The organism is Kluyvera sp. 1366, from assembly GCF_054823405.1.
Genome location: NZ_JBTRDW010000002.1, coordinates 190,703 through 206,308, shown reverse-complemented (window position 1 = coordinate 206,308; position 15,606 = coordinate 190,703). Strand labels below are relative to the sequence as shown.

General features: G+C 54.2%; 16 protein-coding genes. 6 read left to right on the top strand and 10 right to left on the bottom strand.

The window, feature by feature from the left end; all coding sequences use genetic code 11:
- Positions 1-65: 65 nt before the first annotated feature.
- The 3 genes from ACVLVH_RS04480 to ynfM form a co-directional block, all read right to left on the bottom strand.
- On the bottom strand, positions 66-1,250 hold the full coding sequence (locus ACVLVH_RS04480) for a sugar transporter (RefSeq protein WP_101764346.1): 1,185 nt from the start codon (positions 1,248-1,250) through the stop codon (positions 66-68).
- Between the two features lie 364 nt (positions 1,251-1,614).
- On the bottom strand, positions 1,615-1,872 hold the full coding sequence (locus ACVLVH_RS04475; RefSeq protein WP_101764347.1) for a hypothetical protein: 258 nt from the start codon (positions 1,870-1,872) through the stop codon (positions 1,615-1,617).
- Between the two features lie 168 nt (positions 1,873-2,040).
- Positions 2,041-3,297 carry a multidrug efflux MFS transporter YnfM/SxtP(Kp) gene (gene ynfM / locus ACVLVH_RS04470; protein WP_110866193.1) on the bottom strand — a complete coding sequence of 419 codons (1,257 nt, stop codon included), beginning with the start codon at positions 3,295-3,297 and terminating at the stop codon, positions 2,041-2,043.
- A gap of 94 nt (positions 3,298-3,391) precedes the next feature.
- On the opposite strand from ynfM, the gene ACVLVH_RS04465 reads away from it, so the two are divergent.
- The 4 genes from ACVLVH_RS04465 to ACVLVH_RS04450 all read left to right on the top strand — a co-directional run bounded on the left by ACVLVH_RS04465 (position 3,392) and on the right by ACVLVH_RS04450 (position 7,999).
- Positions 3,392-4,288 (top strand): LysR family transcriptional regulator, encoded by an 897-nt coding sequence (locus ACVLVH_RS04465; protein ID WP_192411803.1) that lies wholly within the window; start codon positions 3,392-3,394, stop codon positions 4,286-4,288.
- A gap of 134 nt (positions 4,289-4,422) precedes the next feature.
- Positions 4,423-5,640 carry a sugar metabolism global transcriptional regulator Mlc gene (gene mlc, locus ACVLVH_RS04460; RefSeq protein WP_192411804.1) on the top strand — a complete coding sequence of 406 codons (1,218 nt, stop codon included), beginning with the start codon at positions 4,423-4,425 and terminating at the stop codon, positions 5,638-5,640.
- A 102-nt stretch (positions 5,641-5,742) separates the two neighbouring features.
- The gene (gene bioD, locus ACVLVH_RS04455; RefSeq protein ID WP_192411805.1) at positions 5,743-6,447 is read left to right on the top strand and encodes a dethiobiotin synthase; all 705 of its coding nucleotides are present in this window, start codon (positions 5,743-5,745) and stop codon (positions 6,445-6,447) included.
- A gap of 178 nt (positions 6,448-6,625) precedes the next feature.
- Entirely contained in the window at positions 6,626-7,999 is a 1,374-nt protein-coding gene (locus ACVLVH_RS04450) for a nucleobase:cation symporter-2 family protein (protein ID WP_192411806.1), read from the top strand.
- A 144-nt stretch (positions 8,000-8,143) separates the two neighbouring features.
- Here ACVLVH_RS04450 and osmV read toward each other — a convergent pair whose 3' ends face one another.
- Genes osmV through ACVLVH_RS04430 form a run of 4 tightly spaced genes read right to left on the bottom strand, consistent with a single transcriptional unit; the run spans position 8,144 to position 11,596 of the window.
- Positions 8,144-9,280: an osmoprotectant ABC transporter ATP-binding protein OsmV gene (osmV, locus tag ACVLVH_RS04445; protein ID WP_101764353.1), complete on the bottom strand. Its 1,137-nt coding sequence runs from the start codon at positions 9,278-9,280 to the stop codon at positions 8,144-8,146.
- Positions 9,280-9,927 (bottom strand): osmoprotectant ABC transporter permease OsmW, encoded by a 648-nt coding sequence (gene osmW, locus ACVLVH_RS04440; protein WP_064738719.1) that lies wholly within the window; start codon positions 9,925-9,927, stop codon positions 9,280-9,282. Before osmW ends, osmV begins: the two co-directional genes overlap by 1 nt.
- Before the next feature lie 9 nt (positions 9,928-9,936).
- Positions 9,937-10,863: a glycine betaine ABC transporter substrate-binding protein gene (locus ACVLVH_RS04435; RefSeq protein WP_192411807.1), complete on the bottom strand. Its 927-nt coding sequence runs from the start codon at positions 10,861-10,863 to the stop codon at positions 9,937-9,939.
- A gap of 16 nt (positions 10,864-10,879) precedes the next feature.
- Positions 10,880-11,596, bottom strand: a complete 717-nt coding sequence (locus ACVLVH_RS04430; protein ID WP_101764354.1) for an ABC transporter permease — start codon at positions 11,594-11,596, stop codon at positions 10,880-10,882.
- A 384-nt stretch (positions 11,597-11,980) separates the two neighbouring features.
- On the opposite strand from ACVLVH_RS04430, the gene ACVLVH_RS04425 reads away from it, so the two are divergent.
- Positions 11,981-13,441 (top strand): MDR family MFS transporter, encoded by a 1,461-nt coding sequence (locus ACVLVH_RS04425; RefSeq protein WP_312464103.1) that lies wholly within the window; start codon positions 11,981-11,983, stop codon positions 13,439-13,441.
- A gap of 31 nt (positions 13,442-13,472) precedes the next feature.
- On the opposite strand, the gene ACVLVH_RS04420 is transcribed toward ACVLVH_RS04425, so the two are convergent.
- Complete coding sequence (locus ACVLVH_RS04420; protein WP_110866185.1) at positions 13,473-13,769, bottom strand: DUF1161 domain-containing protein; 297 nt, start codon at positions 13,767-13,769, stop codon at positions 13,473-13,475.
- Between the two features lie 52 nt (positions 13,770-13,821).
- Positions 13,822-14,157 (bottom strand): DUF1283 family protein, encoded by a 336-nt coding sequence (locus ACVLVH_RS04415; protein WP_101764357.1) that lies wholly within the window; start codon positions 14,155-14,157, stop codon positions 13,822-13,824.
- A gap of 130 nt (positions 14,158-14,287) precedes the next feature.
- Here ACVLVH_RS04415 and ACVLVH_RS04410 point away from each other — a divergent pair, with 130 nt between their 5' ends.
- Positions 14,288-14,617: a YnfA family protein gene (locus ACVLVH_RS04410; RefSeq protein ID WP_192411809.1), complete on the top strand. Its 330-nt coding sequence runs from the start codon at positions 14,288-14,290 to the stop codon at positions 14,615-14,617.
- Between the two features lie 127 nt (positions 14,618-14,744).
- On the opposite strand, the gene ydfG is transcribed toward ACVLVH_RS04410, so the two are convergent.
- Complete coding sequence (gene ydfG, locus ACVLVH_RS04405; protein ID WP_101764358.1) at positions 14,745-15,491, bottom strand: bifunctional NADP-dependent 3-hydroxy acid dehydrogenase/3-hydroxypropionate dehydrogenase YdfG; 747 nt, start codon at positions 15,489-15,491, stop codon at positions 14,745-14,747.
- Positions 15,492-15,606 lie beyond the last annotated feature (115 nt).

The following is a 15,606-nucleotide window of genomic DNA, read 5'->3' as shown; positions in this document are numbered from 1 at the left end:
CAATTTAGCATTCCGCAGGAAGTGAATAAAAGGCTTCAGAAGATAACCTTCTGAAGCCTTTTTTCTTATCCGTTAGAACGCAGCTGTGGATAGCGGCGGAAGATAGCGATACACCAGAACAGTGCGGCAAGGCCAATAATGCCGCCGACGTTACCGACATCCGACATTTGCATATGCAAACTGACCTGATTACCCAGTAGCGCACCCGCGCCGATACCGATGTTGTAGATACCCGAGAACAGCGACATCGCGACGTCGGTGGCATCCGGTGCCAGCGCCAAAACGCGCACCTGCATCGCCAGACCAATCATCATCATTGCCATGCCCCAAACGATGCACAGCACGGTGATTGCAGCGGGACGTACAGCAGCAAACACCAGCAAGCCCATGCTTAGCGTGATCATCGCAATCGCGGCGATCAGCATCGCAGAAGGGAATCTATTGCCCAGCGTACTAAACAGCACGCTGCCGAGAATGCCCGCTGATCCAAACAGCAGTAACAGCAGCGTGGTAAAATTATCATCGGCATTAGCCACCACCTGCATAAACGGTTCGATGTAGCTGTAAGCGGTGTAATGCGCCGTCACCACCACGGTAACCAGAACGTACATTGCCACCAGCGCCGGACGGCGGAATAGCATCGGAACGCTGCTCAGTGAACCCGTGTGCTCGCTCGGCAGACGCGGCAGTATGCGCATCAGCAAAATCAGCAACACCAAAGCAGACAAGCCGATCATGCCGAAAGTAGTGCGCCAGCCAAGATATTGACCGACGATACGCCCAATCGGCACGCCCAGCACCATCGCCAGCGCGGTACCGGTTGCCAGCATACTCAACGCCTGAGTTTTCTTACCTGCAGGCGCCACGCGAATGGCCAGCGAAGCGGTGATTGACCAGAACACGGCGTGCGCTAAGGCAATACCGATGCGCGAGATAACCAGTGAGGTGAAATCCCATGCCAAAGATGACAGCACATGGCTGGCAACAAACACGATGAACAACACGGCCAATAGCAGGCGGCGCTCAATATTGCGCGTTAACAACATCAGCGGCAGAGACAATAGCGCGACAACCCACGCGTAGATAGTCAGCATAATGCCAACATCGGCAGTCTTCATGTCATAGCTGGCGGCGATATCCGACAGCAGACCGACAGGCACGAATTCTGTGGTGTTAAAGACAAAAGCAGCAATAGCCAGCAGTACAACGCGTAGCCAGGCCGTTTTACGTGAAACAGTAGTAGATTGCATGGAGTTCAAATCAGTCAGACGGCAAATGAGAGGGCAAAAAGCACCCCAGAAAGTGACCGGAGTCACAAATTGCCGCTATTGTGGAGCATTAATGAGCGGAGGGAAACCGTTTGTCGGGCTTTTATTACTGAATATTTTTTATCAAGAGTGGCGTAATTAATAGCCTTACGTTTTTACGCTTTCTGTCATCAATACGAGCGCGAACTAGATCAAAAACGGGGAGATAGAGGCGACTGGACCTGACGCCACTTTGAGCGCCTTAAGGTCCAGTTATTATTACACTTAAATTTATAGTTATTATGAAACGCCGCAGTGCTGCTTAACAAAAGAGTTAAGTCTGCTGACCACTCTCACATCATGATTATCAGAGTCGCACCATGTGTTTTAGTGCCACACTATTTTGAGTCGTCATGTTTTTTTTTAACCCCACCGGACAGCAGTGCTCGCAGCCCAGCGCGCTGGCATAAAATTTACGCGCTTGCTGAATGGCGGCATTTGGCGTGTAGAAAGTCCCAAGGAAACGGCGTGCCTCATCGGCGGGTAGGTACGGGCATCCCGTTGCGTGTACTACATGGTTGTCGTTATAGCCGGCATGCTTATCGACGTAATAATAGAGTCCCATCTATCGTCCTCATTGCTGTGAAATAATAAAAGTCTAACTATTGTTGGAATGGAATGAATTATAGCGACGAATGGCCGTTTTGTTTTATCTGGGACTGTGAGATCACCGGATGGCGTGGACTTGATGAGAGAACGGGGCGCATTAGCCCCGTTTAACAGATGAAAGGTATTACAGTTTCCGGCACTGCAATCGCCAGCCGACCAGCAAAGCCATTAATAATAGCAAGCTAATGAATGCCGTAACGCCCATCCAGCCATAGCTGTGCCAGAACACGCCGCCCAATGTACCCGCCACGCTGGATCCAACGTAATAGCTAAACAGATAGAGTGACGATGCCTGGCCTTTAGCCCGACGCGCACGCGGGCCAATCCAGCCGCTGGCAACGGAGTGCGCCGCAAAGAATCCGGCGGTGAACAACATCATGCCGGGTAAAATCAGCCATAGTGAGTTAAACGCCGTCAGCAGCAATCCCGTCAGCATAATCGCAGTTGCGCCAATCATCACCGGACCGCGTCCAAAGCGGCTGGTCATCGCGCCGGCTTTCGGTGAACTCCAGGAGCCGGTCAGATAGACCACCGACAGCAATCCCACCACCGCCTGGCTCAGCGACCAGGGCGCACTCAGCAAGCGATAGCCGATGTAGTTGAACAGCGTGACGAACGCGCCCATCAGCAGGAAGCCCTCAGCGAACAGCAGCGGTAATCCTTTGTCGCGCCAGTGCAAACGGAAGTTGATCAGCAAACTACGCGGACGCAGCGAAGCTGGACGGAAATGACGCGACGCAGGCAGAATTTTCCAAAACATCAGCGCGCCCGCCAACGCGAAACAGCCAATCACGCCCACCGCAACGCGCCACGAGAAGAAATCGGTCAATACGCCCGTCAACAGGCGTCCGCTCATGCCGCCAATCGAGTTACCGCTGATGTACAGCCCCATGGAAAAGGCGATAACGCGTGGATGAATCTCTTCACTCAGATAAGTCATGCCAACCGCTGCAACCCCGCTCAGCGATAAGCCAATCAGCGCGCGCATCAGCAAAATCCCCTGCCAGCTGCTCATTGTGGCGGAAATCAAGGTACAGATAGCCGCGAGCAACAGCGCGGTAACCATTACCGATTTACGCCCAATCGCATCTGACAGCGGCCCGGTAAACAGCAGGCCCAACGCCATTAAGCCGGTCGATAGCGAGAGAGAAATACTGCTTTGCGCCGGAGAAACACCAAACTGTTGCGATAACACCGGCAGAATGGGCTGCACGCAATACAGCAGGGCAAATGTAGCAAGACCAGCGGAGAACAGCGCCAGCGTCACGCGCATAAACTGCGGCGATCCGCGTTCAATCCATTCTGAAGGGGTTGCAGCTGGAGCAGGCTTTACGGACAACTCGTCTTCATCGAGTATCACCGCCTGAGAAGAGCGACTCACGGAACATCCTCGTTTGAACAATCATGGCGTTACTGTAGGAAAGGGCGAATAGGTTGTACAATATATTAATAATCTCAAATGAGACTTTTAAAGTATGAATGTTGAGTTGCGTCATTTACGCTATTTCGTTGCCGTCGCGGAGGAACTGCATTTTGGCCGCGCCGCGCAGCGCCTGAATATTTCGCAACCGCCGCTGAGTCAGCAGATTCAGCAACTGGAGCAGGAAATTGGCGCGCAGCTGTTTACCCGCACCAATCGCAGCGTACAGATCACGCCCGCCGGCGCGTTGTTTTTGCAGGATGCGCGTGCCATTTTGTTACATGTCGAGCAGGCCGCCCGCCGCGCCGCACGCGTGCATAGCGGGCAGGAGGGCGAGTTGCGCATAGGCTTTACCTCCTCAGCGCCGTTTACCGGTCTGGTTTCTGACGCGCTGTACCAATTCCGCCAGCGTTGGCCAGAAGTACACATTCAGATGCAGGAGAACAACACGCGGCAGCAGCTTGCGCCACTTCATGATGCTCGACTCGATCTTGGTGTGATGCGCAATACGCCGCTGCCCAGCGATCTGCAGCATCGCGTGTTACTGCGTGAGCCGCTATGCGCGGTAGTGCATTGGGCGCATCCGCTGGCCGATGCAGAGTCGATTTCCATTCAGGCATTAGCCAACGAGCCGTTCGTATTTTTCGATCCGCAAGGCGGCACTGCGTTGTACGGTGAAATCCTGGCGCTGCTGCATCGCTATCAAATCAAACCTTTTATTACGCAGGAGGTGGGCGAGGCGATGACCATCCTTGGTCTGGTGGCGACCGGACTCGGCGTGTCGATTCTGCCGGCGTCATTCAGCCGTGCACGTCTGGCCGATGTGGTGTGGATCCCGTTGCAGGAGAGCGACGCGATTTCTGAAGTTTGGCTGGTCTGGTCAGCGACGCGAGAACCAACGGCGCAAATGAGCAATATGATGTCGCTGATGCTGCAAAATGCAGAGAATTGACTCCGCAGTTGAATGAGGGCCCAAACTTTATGTGCGATAAATCACATTTCTAATCAAATATTTGACGCTGCAGGGCAATCTGCATCACCATAGCTGCTGTTTATTTAGAAGCGCGAAAATAATGGGAGCAGGGCGTGAATCTGTACAGTCAACCTGGTCATATTGATCAGATAAAACAGACCAACGCTGGTGTGGTTTACCGACTGATTGACCTTTACGGCCCGATTTCGCGTATTGAGCTTTCTAAACGTGCCCAGTTAGCCCCCGCCAGCATTACCAAAATCGTGCGTGAAATGCTCGATGCCCATCTGGTTCAGGAAACTGAATTTCAGGAGCCAGGCAGTCGCGGTCGTCCCGCGATTGGTTTGATCCTCGATACGCTCGCCTGGCACTATCTCGCCGTTCGCATTCAGCCCGGATTTATTACGCTGACGCTGCGCGATCTCAGCAGCCGCGCGCTGCAGGAAGATCGCCTGCCGCTGCACGCCAGCGCCGACAAACCACTGCTGCAAACCTTGCACGAGACAGTGAATGACTTCTTTATTCGCCACCAAAGCAAGCTGGAGCGTTTGACCGCCATCGCCATTACCTTGCCAGGATTGATCAACGCCGCTTCTGGCGTGGTCCATCGTATGCCGGGTTATGACGTGCAGGATATGCCGCTGGGAGAAACGCTGGCGCAGCGCACCGGTCTGCCGGTGTTCGTGCAGCATGATATTTCCGCCTGGACGTTAGCCGAAGCGCTGTTTGGCGCATCCAGTGGCGCGCAACATGTGATTCAGATTGTGATTGATGAAACCGTCGGCGCGGGCGTGATCAGCGGCGGACAACTGCTGCACAAAAATGGTCGTACGCTGGTGGAAATTGGTCATACGCAAATCGATCCTTACGGCCAGCAGTGTTATTGCGGCAATAATGGCTGTCTGGAAACCGTCGCCAGCATCGGAAGCCTGCTTAATCTCACCGCCCAGCGTTTGCCGTCGCAGCCGGACAGTGTATTGCATCAGACGCCGTTGACGATTGAGAGCTTATGCGCAGCCGCGCAGCAGGGCGATCGCCTGGCGCGTGATGTGATTGCGGGCGTCGGACATCATATTGGCCGCATGCTGGCGATGATGGTAAACATCTTTAATCCTCAACAAATCCTTATCGGTTCGCCGCTGAATCAGGCCGCCGATGTGCTGTTCCCTGCGGTGAGCAGTACCATTCGACAACAAGCCTTGCCCGCATACAGCAGTAAAATCCAGCTCACACCAACGTCTTTCAGCGATCCCGGCACCTTTGGCGGCGCCGCACTGATAAAAGACGCGCTCTATAGCGGCCATTTATTGGTAAAACTGTTGCAGGGATAATTACAGCTCACCTTAAGTTTGTCCTAACGCAATCTGCCCGCGAAAACATTTCCTTAAACTGCCTCCTTCGCACGTTACACATCGCTTTAATGAAGGAGGAGAATGGTGAAAACGCTTTTTGTCACCGGTACCGACACCGCGGTGGGTAAAACCGTGGTATCACGCGCATTATTGCAGTGCTTTGCCAAGACGAATCTGTGCGCCGCAGGCTTCAAACCTGTCGCCAAAAGCGCGCAACTCACATCTGAAGGCTTACGTAATAAAGATGCCCTGTTATTACAGCAGGCTTCAGGTCTCGCTCTCGATTATTCCGCCGTCAATCCTATCGCCTTACAAGAGGATGAAATCAGCACCAGCGCGTCGCAGCGTATAGATTATCCGTTGCTCAGCCGCAGTCTAAACGATTTGCAGCAGCGCGCCGCGCGCGTGGTGGTAGAAGGCACCGGCGGCTGGCGCAGTTTAATGAACGACTTACAGCCTTTGTCCCACTGGGTGCGGCAGGAACATTTACCCGTTGTGTTGGTAGTCGGCATTAAAGAAGGTTGCATCAGCCACGCTTTACTGACCGCCGAGGCGATTGCGCAGGATGGATTGCGACTCGTGGGTTGGGTAGCCAACCGTATTAATCCCGGTCTGGCGCATTACGCTGAAATTATTGATGTTTTGAGCAACAAGTTAGGTGCACCTTTATTAGGCGAGTTGCCTTATCTGCCGCGCGCAGAACAACGGGAACTGAGTGGTTATCTGGATATTTCACTGCTCGATGACAATATTACGCACGACAACAGTGCAAAGCCTGCGGCCTGATGAAACAAAAAGCCGCAAATGATCAATGGCTGAATCTAAGATTTCAGATTCAGCCCTCCTCTTTACTGAATTAATTGCCATAATATTCAATATCTTACTTGCAAATTTTAATAAACCCCTTGTTCTGGCGTGATTCATGCATCAGCAGCTCTGATGAATATCTTGCCGGAGCACCTGTATGTCGCAATCAGATGAGAAAGGTTTGTTGTATGGGCTGAATGACCGCATCGGTCCATTGCCTGCATTTTGTGCCGCACTACAACATGTGCTGGCCAGCGTAGTGGGTATCATTACGCCGCCGCTGATTATTGGTTCCGTGTTGGGATTACAGGCATGGAACCCTTATCTGATCAGCATGTCGCTGCTCGTTTCCGGTCTCGGTACTTTCCTGCAGGCGCGCCGCTTTATGGGCATTGGCGCAGGCATGATCTGCCTGCAGGGCACCAGCTTTGCCTTTCTCGGTGTGATTCTGTCGGGCGGATTGATGGTCAAAGCGCGCGGCGGATCGCCAGAAGAGATCATGGCGATGATCTTTGGCTGCAACTTAGTAGCGGCGATGATTCCGATGTTGATCAGCCGCTGCATCGCGCCATTACGCAAAGTGTTGACGCCGGTGGTTACCGGCACCGTTATTACCTTAATTGGTATCAGCCTGATCAAAGTCAGCATCACCGATTGGGCTGGCGGCCATAACGCCAGCGATTTTGGCGCGCCCGGCAATCTGGCGCTCGGTGCCTTGACGCTGCTGGTGATTATCGTACTTAACCGTTCGCAAAATCGCTGGACGCGGCTGGTTGCGGTGGTGGCCGGCATTGCTGCGGGCTGTATCGCCGCAGCGTTAACCGGCCATCTCACCCTTAAGCCAATGGATGATACGCCGTGGCTGGTAATGCCGGCGCTGTTCCGTTTTGGTTTTGCCTTCGACTGGACCATCTTCATTCCCATCGCGCTGGTATCGGTGATAGCCGTGATTGAAGCGGTGGGCGACCTCACGGCGAACTGCATGTTGTCGCAGCAGCCGATTGAAGGCGAAGCGTTTGAGCGCCGCATGCAGGGCGGTATTTTCGCCGATGGCATCAGCTGCTTGCTTGCCGCCCTGTTCTCTGCCTTTCCCAACACCACTTTTGCGCAAAATAATGGCGTCATCCAAATGACCGGCGTTGCCAGCCGTTATGTTGGCATGGTGATCGGCGTAATGCTGGTGCTGCTCGGTATGTTCCCGGCGATTGGCTATATGCTGCAGCAGATTCCACCGCCGGTGCTGGGCGGCGCGACCATTGTGATGTTTGGTAGCGTGGTGGCGGCCGGCATCCGCGTGATGACGCAAACGCCGCTTGGCCGCCGCGAGATGCTGATTGTTGCCGTGTCGTTTGGTATCGGTTTGGGTGTCGAAGCGGTGCCTGAGGTGCTGAAACAGTTCCCGACGCTGATTAGCAACCTGTTTGGTCACGCAGTGACTACCGGCGGGATGCTGGCGATTATTTTGAATGTCGTGCTGCCTTCAGAGCGCAGCGAAGCAGTGGCGGCAAAAACGGCTGAGGAGTCGCGTTAACAAAGCGCACGGAGTCAAATAGCCGAGGGGCATATGGCAGAGGAGTAAAGCATCCCGCGCCAGGGAAGGCGCGGGCTGAGCCTCAGGGATGATTTATGGCGACTTTACGATCTGCCATATGCCCCTCGGCGACTGCTTAGGGTTTTACGGATTCAACCGACGGCGCGTACGTCCAGAACTGAGATAATCGGCAATGTAATCCTGCGATATCTCGCCGCTATAACGACCTTCCTCATCGACGATCGGCATCCACACCGTGTTGTGCTCATACAGCTTCGACAGCACCACGCGCAGGTTTTCTTCCGCTTTGCCCGTCACTTTAAAGGTATGCAGCATCTCTTCGCAGCGGCCAGTGGCGCCGCGCGCTTCACGACGCTTCACAAATCCCAGCGGCTTGCCATCTTCATCAACCACCGTCACCGAACGCATATCGTTATCGTCCATGGTGGCGAAGGCCTCCTGCAGTGGCGTATTACGCTGCACGGTGATGGTGGGCTGCTGATCGGTGACATCGCCGGCCTGCACCAGCAACAAACGTTTCAGCGTACGGTCCTGACCGACAAAGGAGCCAACAAAGTCGTTCGCCGGTTTGGCTAACAGCTCATCCGGGCTGGCGCACTGCACAATTTTCCCCTGACCAAACACCGCAATGCGGTCGCCGAGTTTCAGCGCTTCATCAATATCATGGCTAACCAGCATCACGGTCTTCTTTAACTGGCGCTGCATCTCAAGGAATTCGTTCTGAATCACTTCACGGTTGATTGGGTCGACCGCGCCGAAAGGTTCATCCATCAGCAATACCGGTGGATCCGCAGCCAGCGCGCGAATCACGCCAATACGCTGCTGCTGACCGCCGGACATTTCGCGCGGATAGCGATGCAGGAACTTGGTCGGATCGAGCGCCACCATGCTCATCAATTCCGTGGCGCGTTCGCGGCAGCGCTTCTTATCCCAACCCAACATGCGCGGCACCACGGTAATGTTCTCCTCGATGGTCATATTCGGGAACAGACCAATCTGCTGGATGACATAGCCAATATTGCGGCGCAGGGTGACGGTATCTTGTCCGCTGGTGTCTTCACCGTTGATCAAAATCCTGCCGCTTGAGGAGGGAATCAAACGGTTAATCATCTTCAGGGTGGTGGTTTTGCCACAACCCGATGGGCCGAGCAGCACGCACATTTCCCCGGCAGGCACTTCAAGGCTGACGTTATCCACGGCATTAAGTGATGTGCCGTTCTTTTGCGTAAAGGTTTTCGTCAGGTTTTCCAGTTTTATCATTATCGAATCCCCTTAGGAGTCAGCGCCGACTGCAAACGGTGCAGCAGCCAATCAAGCACAATCGCGAGCAAACAAATCATTAAGGCACCGGCAATCAACATGCGCACATCGCTGCCGCTGATCCCGTCGAGCAGTTGCAGGCCCAAACCGCCCGCACCAATTACGGCGGCAATCGCCATCACGCCAACATTCATCACCACCGCTGTACGAATACCGCCAAAAATCACCGGTAGCGCCATCGGAATTTCTACCCAGCGCAGACGCTGCCAGAAGGTCATGCCAATCCCGCGACCGGCTTCACGCAGTCCGGGAGACAAATTCTCCAGCGCGGTGTGGGTGTTACGCACAATCGGCAGCAGCGAGTAAAGGAACACGGCGGTAATAGCGGGAAGGGCGCCAATGCCCTGACCGATCATAGAAAACAATGGAATCATCAAACCAAACAACGCGATGGTGGGAATGGTTAACACAATGGTGGCGATGCCGAGCACGGGCGTGGCCAGCCACTTAAAGCGCACAATCAAAATGCCCAGCGGTACGCCAACGATAATGGCGAAACCGACCGCAACCAGCACCAGCCACGTGTGTTGCCAGGTGAGCGTCATCAAGGTGTGCCAGTTATTCATGATGTAATGCAAGGTATCCACAGCGCCTCCTTACAGCATGTTCTTGGATTGAAGGAAATCACGCGCCACCTGTTGCGGCGACTGATGATCAATATCTACACGCTTATTCATCTCGGTGATCGCTTCGTCATTAATTAACGCGGAGAGCTGATTAAGCGCCGTATCCAAACCCGGATGGCTCTCCAGTACATCCTGACGCACCACAGGCGTGACGTTGTAACTTGGGAAGAAGTGCTTATCATCTTCTAACACTTTGAGTTCGAACCCTTTCACGCGGCCATCGGTGGTGTAGATCAAACCGGCATCAACAAAGCCATCGCGAATCGCGTTGTAAACCAAGCCGGGATCCATCTGGCGAATCTGCGGACGATCGAGCGGCATGTTGTAGGCTTTCTGCAGTGGCTTAAGACCATCGGAGCGGCCCGAGAATTCCAGATCCAAACCCAGTTTCCAGTTATGATCCGGATCGTTCTTGCGTACCTCTTCCAGCTTCGCCACCAGTTGCGACATGGTGTTGATGCCTTCTTTCTCCGCGCGATCGCGTTGCATGGCAAACGCATAGGTATTGTTCATCGGTGCAGGATTAAGCCAGACCAGACCCAATTTCGCATCCAGCTGTTTCACCGTTTTATACGCGTTTTCCGTCGACATTGGCTTATTGATGTGGTTAAAGATGATTAGCGAAGTACCGGTGTATTCCCATGTCATATCAATCTGTTTATTAATCATCGCGTTACGACCAATAGTGGTGGCGATATTGGTCTTGGGGATCACCTGAAAACCTTTCTTCTGCAGCCAAATCACCGTCATCGCGGAGAGGATGTGCTGCTCCGTAAAGCTCTTAGTTGCCATGGTAATCGGTGTTGCAGCCGCAGCGCTTTGGCTGATTGCCAGCGTCGCGGTGAGTGCCAGCGCAGTACGTCTAACCCAGCGCGCCAGCTTATTGGCAGTGGCCATCACAAAACTCCTTGTGTTAAGCCGCAGAGTGCGGGCTGAGATAACGTCCCAATGCTGCGAGCAGCATGTCGAGCACCAGCGCAACCAGCGCGGTGGCCACAGCGCCGAGGATCAGCGTAGGGAAGTCGTTGAGGTAGATGCCGGGGAAAATCAGCTCACCAAAACTGCTGGCACCGATCAGGAACGCCAATGGCGCGGTACCGACGTTAATCGCCGTGGCGATGCGCACGCCTGCCAGAATCACCGGCAGCGCATTAGGGATTTCCACCTGACGCAAACGCTGAAACTTGGTCATACCTATACCGTTGGCGGCTTCGATTAGCGACGGCGGTACCGCGCTTAAACCGGCAAAAGTATTACGCACAATCGGCAGCAGCGAGGCGAGGAACAGGGCAATCAGCGCGGGACGATCGCCGATACCGACAATCACCATCGCGAGCGCCAATACCGCCAGCGGAGGCAGCGTGTTACCCACGTTGAAGATTTGCATCACGTACTCTGCCCAGCGACGAGCAAATGGACGGCTAAGCAGGATGCCGCTGGGAATGCCCACCAGTAACGCAAAGAACATTGACCAAAACACTAAAAACAGATGCTGCTGCCCGAGATAAACCAAATCTTCCCGCCGGTCGCGCAGCGTATTCAGCCCCAGCCCCCAAACCAGCAGGGCAATCACCGCAACAATCGCGAGCAGAGCCAGCCCAGCGCGGCGGGCGAGCGATGCATTTTGCATAGCCAGTGTCTCCCTGATTCAAGAAATCGTTCGATAGGTAATGTCATTCCCAGGATGACGGCGCAGTGTTAAAACGCACACATACGAAAATCCTTCACCCCGTTAAATTGCAGTTAAAATGACTGTTATCAGATGCTTTTTCAGTGAATATCTGGAAAGCACCGCTTAGACCTATAGCAATGCTTGTCGATAAGCGCTAGTTTTTGCGGCAAAATCAGACAGATAGAAATAATAAAAAACGCCATCTAACCCGCGTGGAATAAGGCATCATCCGACAATAAAAAATTTTCATCGAAATAAGTGACGTCGTAACAGATGGGGCGCACGCAGAGGAAACTGGTCTGGTGAATTTTCAGCTAGCCTTGTTAGAAATTAAGGAGACGTATGACTGAAACTGCAGAATTGAACACGGAACATCGCCACTGGATTCTTATCGGCTGCATGCTCGCTATGTTTATGGCGGCGATTGAAGTCACCATCGTGGCCACCGCCATGCCAACCATTATTGCCGATCTTGGCGGCTTTTCGCAGTTTGGCTGGGTATTTTCCATCTATCTACTGACGCAAGCCGTCAGCGTGCCGCTTTATGGCCGACTGGCAGATATGTGGGGCCGCAAACGGCTGTTGTTTATCGGTGTTTCGCTCTTTTTACTGGGATCGATTCTGTGCGGATTTGCCCACAGCATGGCGTGGCTGATCCTGTTTCGCGCTTTTCAGGGGTTAGGTGCTGGGGCAATTATGCCGCTAACGTCCACCATTGTGGCGGACGTCTATTCGCCGCGCGAACGCGCCAACGTCCAGGGCTGGCTCTCCAGCGTCTGGGGCGTGGCGGCAATCATTGGTCCGCTGAGCGGCGCGTGGCTGGTGCAGCACTTTAGCTGGTCGGTGATTTTCTGGGTCAACGTGCCGATTGGCGCCATCGCCATGCTGCTGCTGGCGCGTTTTCTTCCATCGCGCGAACAAAACCAGGCCACCACGCTCAATCTCACCGGCAGCTGCTGGCTGATGATCTGCGTAACGGCGTTGCTGGTCGCGCTGCTGCAGGCAGAAGTGCTCGGTTTCTGGCTGGTGCCGTTCCTGCTGTTGGCGGTCATTGCTGCCTGGCGTTTAAAACAGCATGAACAGCGTGCTGATGCGCCGCTGTTCCCGCTGGAAATCTGGCGCAGCCGGCTCATCGTTGCAGGCAACATCGGCAACCTGATCATCGGTGCCAGTATGATGGGCATCAGCGCCTTTCTACCAACCTGGATTCAGGGCATCACCGGCGGCACGCCGCTGCAGGCCGGCAGCGCACTGGCGATGATGTCGATTGGCTGGCCGCTGGCCAGTACATTGAGCGGTAGGTTGATGCTTATCACCTCCTATCGCTTCACCGCGCAGTTGGGCGCGCTGCTGCTGATTGCGGGCAGCGCGTTGCTGCTGCTACTGCACAGCGACAGCTCAATCGTGCAGGCCGGATTCACCGCCTTTGTGATTGGCACCGGCATGGGCATGACCAGCACCACGTTTCTGGTATCGGTACAGAACCATGCGCATTACGATATTCGCGGCATTTGCACCGCCTCAATCATGTTCAGCCGCATGATCGGGTCGGCGATTGGTACCGCGTTATTGGGCGCGGTGCTGAACCTCAATTTGTCGCTGCGTCTGCCGCAGGCCGACGATCCGATGCAGAAAATCATGTCGCCTGAAAGCCGTCAGGCGCTGTCGGAGGCGACATTGCATGACTGGACCGGACAAATCGCCAGTTCTTTACATTGGGTGTTTGTAGTGTCGTTGCTGATTGCGCTGCTAACGTTGTGGGTGGCGTGGATAATGCCGCGGCAAAGGCCGGAAGTGGAGTAAAAGCAGGGCGGCCAGAGAGCCGCCCGAAAGTTTACTGCGCTGGCGTGTCCTGAGAGCTGCCCGCGCTGTCTGGCACAGTGCTGTCACCATCACGGCCATTTTTCTTGTAGACGATTTTCTGTGTGTCGTTCTCACAATGACCCACAACCTGGCCGCCGACCTGATCGGCTTGATCATTGGCCACGATATCCAGCGTGAAATCCGATTCGGCGACGCCGTTGTTAATGATTTTTTTGCTGATGTCCGCTTTGACGCTTTCACAAGAAGCTTGCGCCAATACCGGCAGCGACAACATCGCCATCAGCAGAACTGCATTACGTTTTTTCATCATTCACTCCTTTGGTCAGAAATCCTGTCAAAACTATAGCAGTGATAAACGATTAAGGTGCAATTGGACGTCCGGTGCGGCGGTCGAGGCAGCGCAGCGTATTCGGTTCCCAATAGGCGTTAACGTTGTAGCTCTTTTCGCAGGAGTCGCGGGTATCAAAGGCTTTGTCCGCTTTATCGAACTCTTTCTCAACGCGCGTATTGACCTTATTACGCAGGTTTTTGGTATCGTTCCACTGCTCTTTGCTCTGGCGCGCGGCTTCATTACTGGAGGCGCTGCTGCCATCTTCAATAATCAGGCGATCGGTTTTGGCCGCAGCGATGGGCGCAGCCATTAACAGGCTCGACGTCACCACGGTAGCCAGCAGGGCGGAAAACAGTTTTTTCATCGTCATTTCCTTCAGTTAACACCAGCACAGCCGGGATCGCGGCTGTAACAACCATGGGCGCTAGTATATCATCGCTGCTTCTTTGCTCACCAGCGGTGAGCGCTTTGTTTAGCTTAGCGAGAGATTTTCTATGCTGGTTAAAACCGCCTTGCTGTTTTTTATCACTGCGATAGCGGAAATTGTTGGCTGTTTCCTGCCGTGGCTGTGGTTGAAGAAAGGCATGACGGCGTGGCTGCTGGTGCCGGCCGCGGCAAGTCTTACGCTGTTTGTCTGGTTGTTAACGTTGCATCCCGCCGCGAGCGGGCGCGTTTATGCGGCCTATGGCGGCGTATACGTGCTGACGGCGCTAATCTGGCTGCGCGTGGTGGATGGCGTAAAACTGAGTACGTGGGATTGGGTCGGTGCGCTGGTCGCCTTGAGCGGCATGTTGATTATCGTGACCGGTTGGGGCCGCGCGTAATCATCGGCCACACCGGCGTGCGATATCAGGGGGAAACATCCCGATGAGGTCGTCGCGGCGAAAGCCGCCGGAGCGCCTCACAGGATGGTCGCCCCGGATATTTCGATCAAACAGCGTGTAACCGCGATTAACCTTTATGCACCTTCAGTCCCGCGGTGGTTTGCGTCACCGGCATAATCTCCAGCGTATTGATGTTGACGTGCTTCGGCAGCGTCGTCACCCAATACACCGCTTCGGTGACATCTTCCGCCGTCAGCGCGGTGGTGCCTTCATAAACCTGGCCCGCTTTATCGTCATCGCCCTTGAAGCGCACGTTTGAGAACTCGGTGCCGCCCACCAAACCTGGCTCGATATCGGTCACGCGCAGCGCGGTGCCGTGCAGGTCGGTACGCAGATTCAGGCTGAACTGGCGCACGAACGCTTTGGTCGCGCCATACACGTTGCCACCCAAGTAAGGCCAGCTGCCGGCAATCGAACCGATATTCACGATATGACCAACATTGCGCTCAACCATTGCCGGCAGCACCGCACGCGTCATGTACACCAAACCTTTATTGTTGGTGTCGATCATATTTTCCCAGTCTTCGATATTGGCTTTGTGCGCCGGTTCCACACCTAACGCCAGGCCAGCATTATTAACCAGCACATCAATATTGCGCCATTCAGCGGGCAGGGAGGCGATCGCTTCATCGATGGCGGCACGATTACGCACGTCCAGCTGAACGGTGTACAGATTGTCGCCCAGCTCATCTTTCAGCTCTTTTAAACGCTCAGCGCGACGTCCGCTGGCGATCACTTTGTGACCTGTAGCAATGAAGCGGCGGGTGATACTTTGACCAAAACCAGCAGTTGCGCCAGTAACAAAAATAATCATCTTACTGTTCCTTATACGATTTCAGGTTATCAGCCACACCTTAGCATTAACCTCGAACCCATGCTCATGAAAACCCAAAGCAGCGTGTTGCAGGATTTTTCCTGCACATTACGAG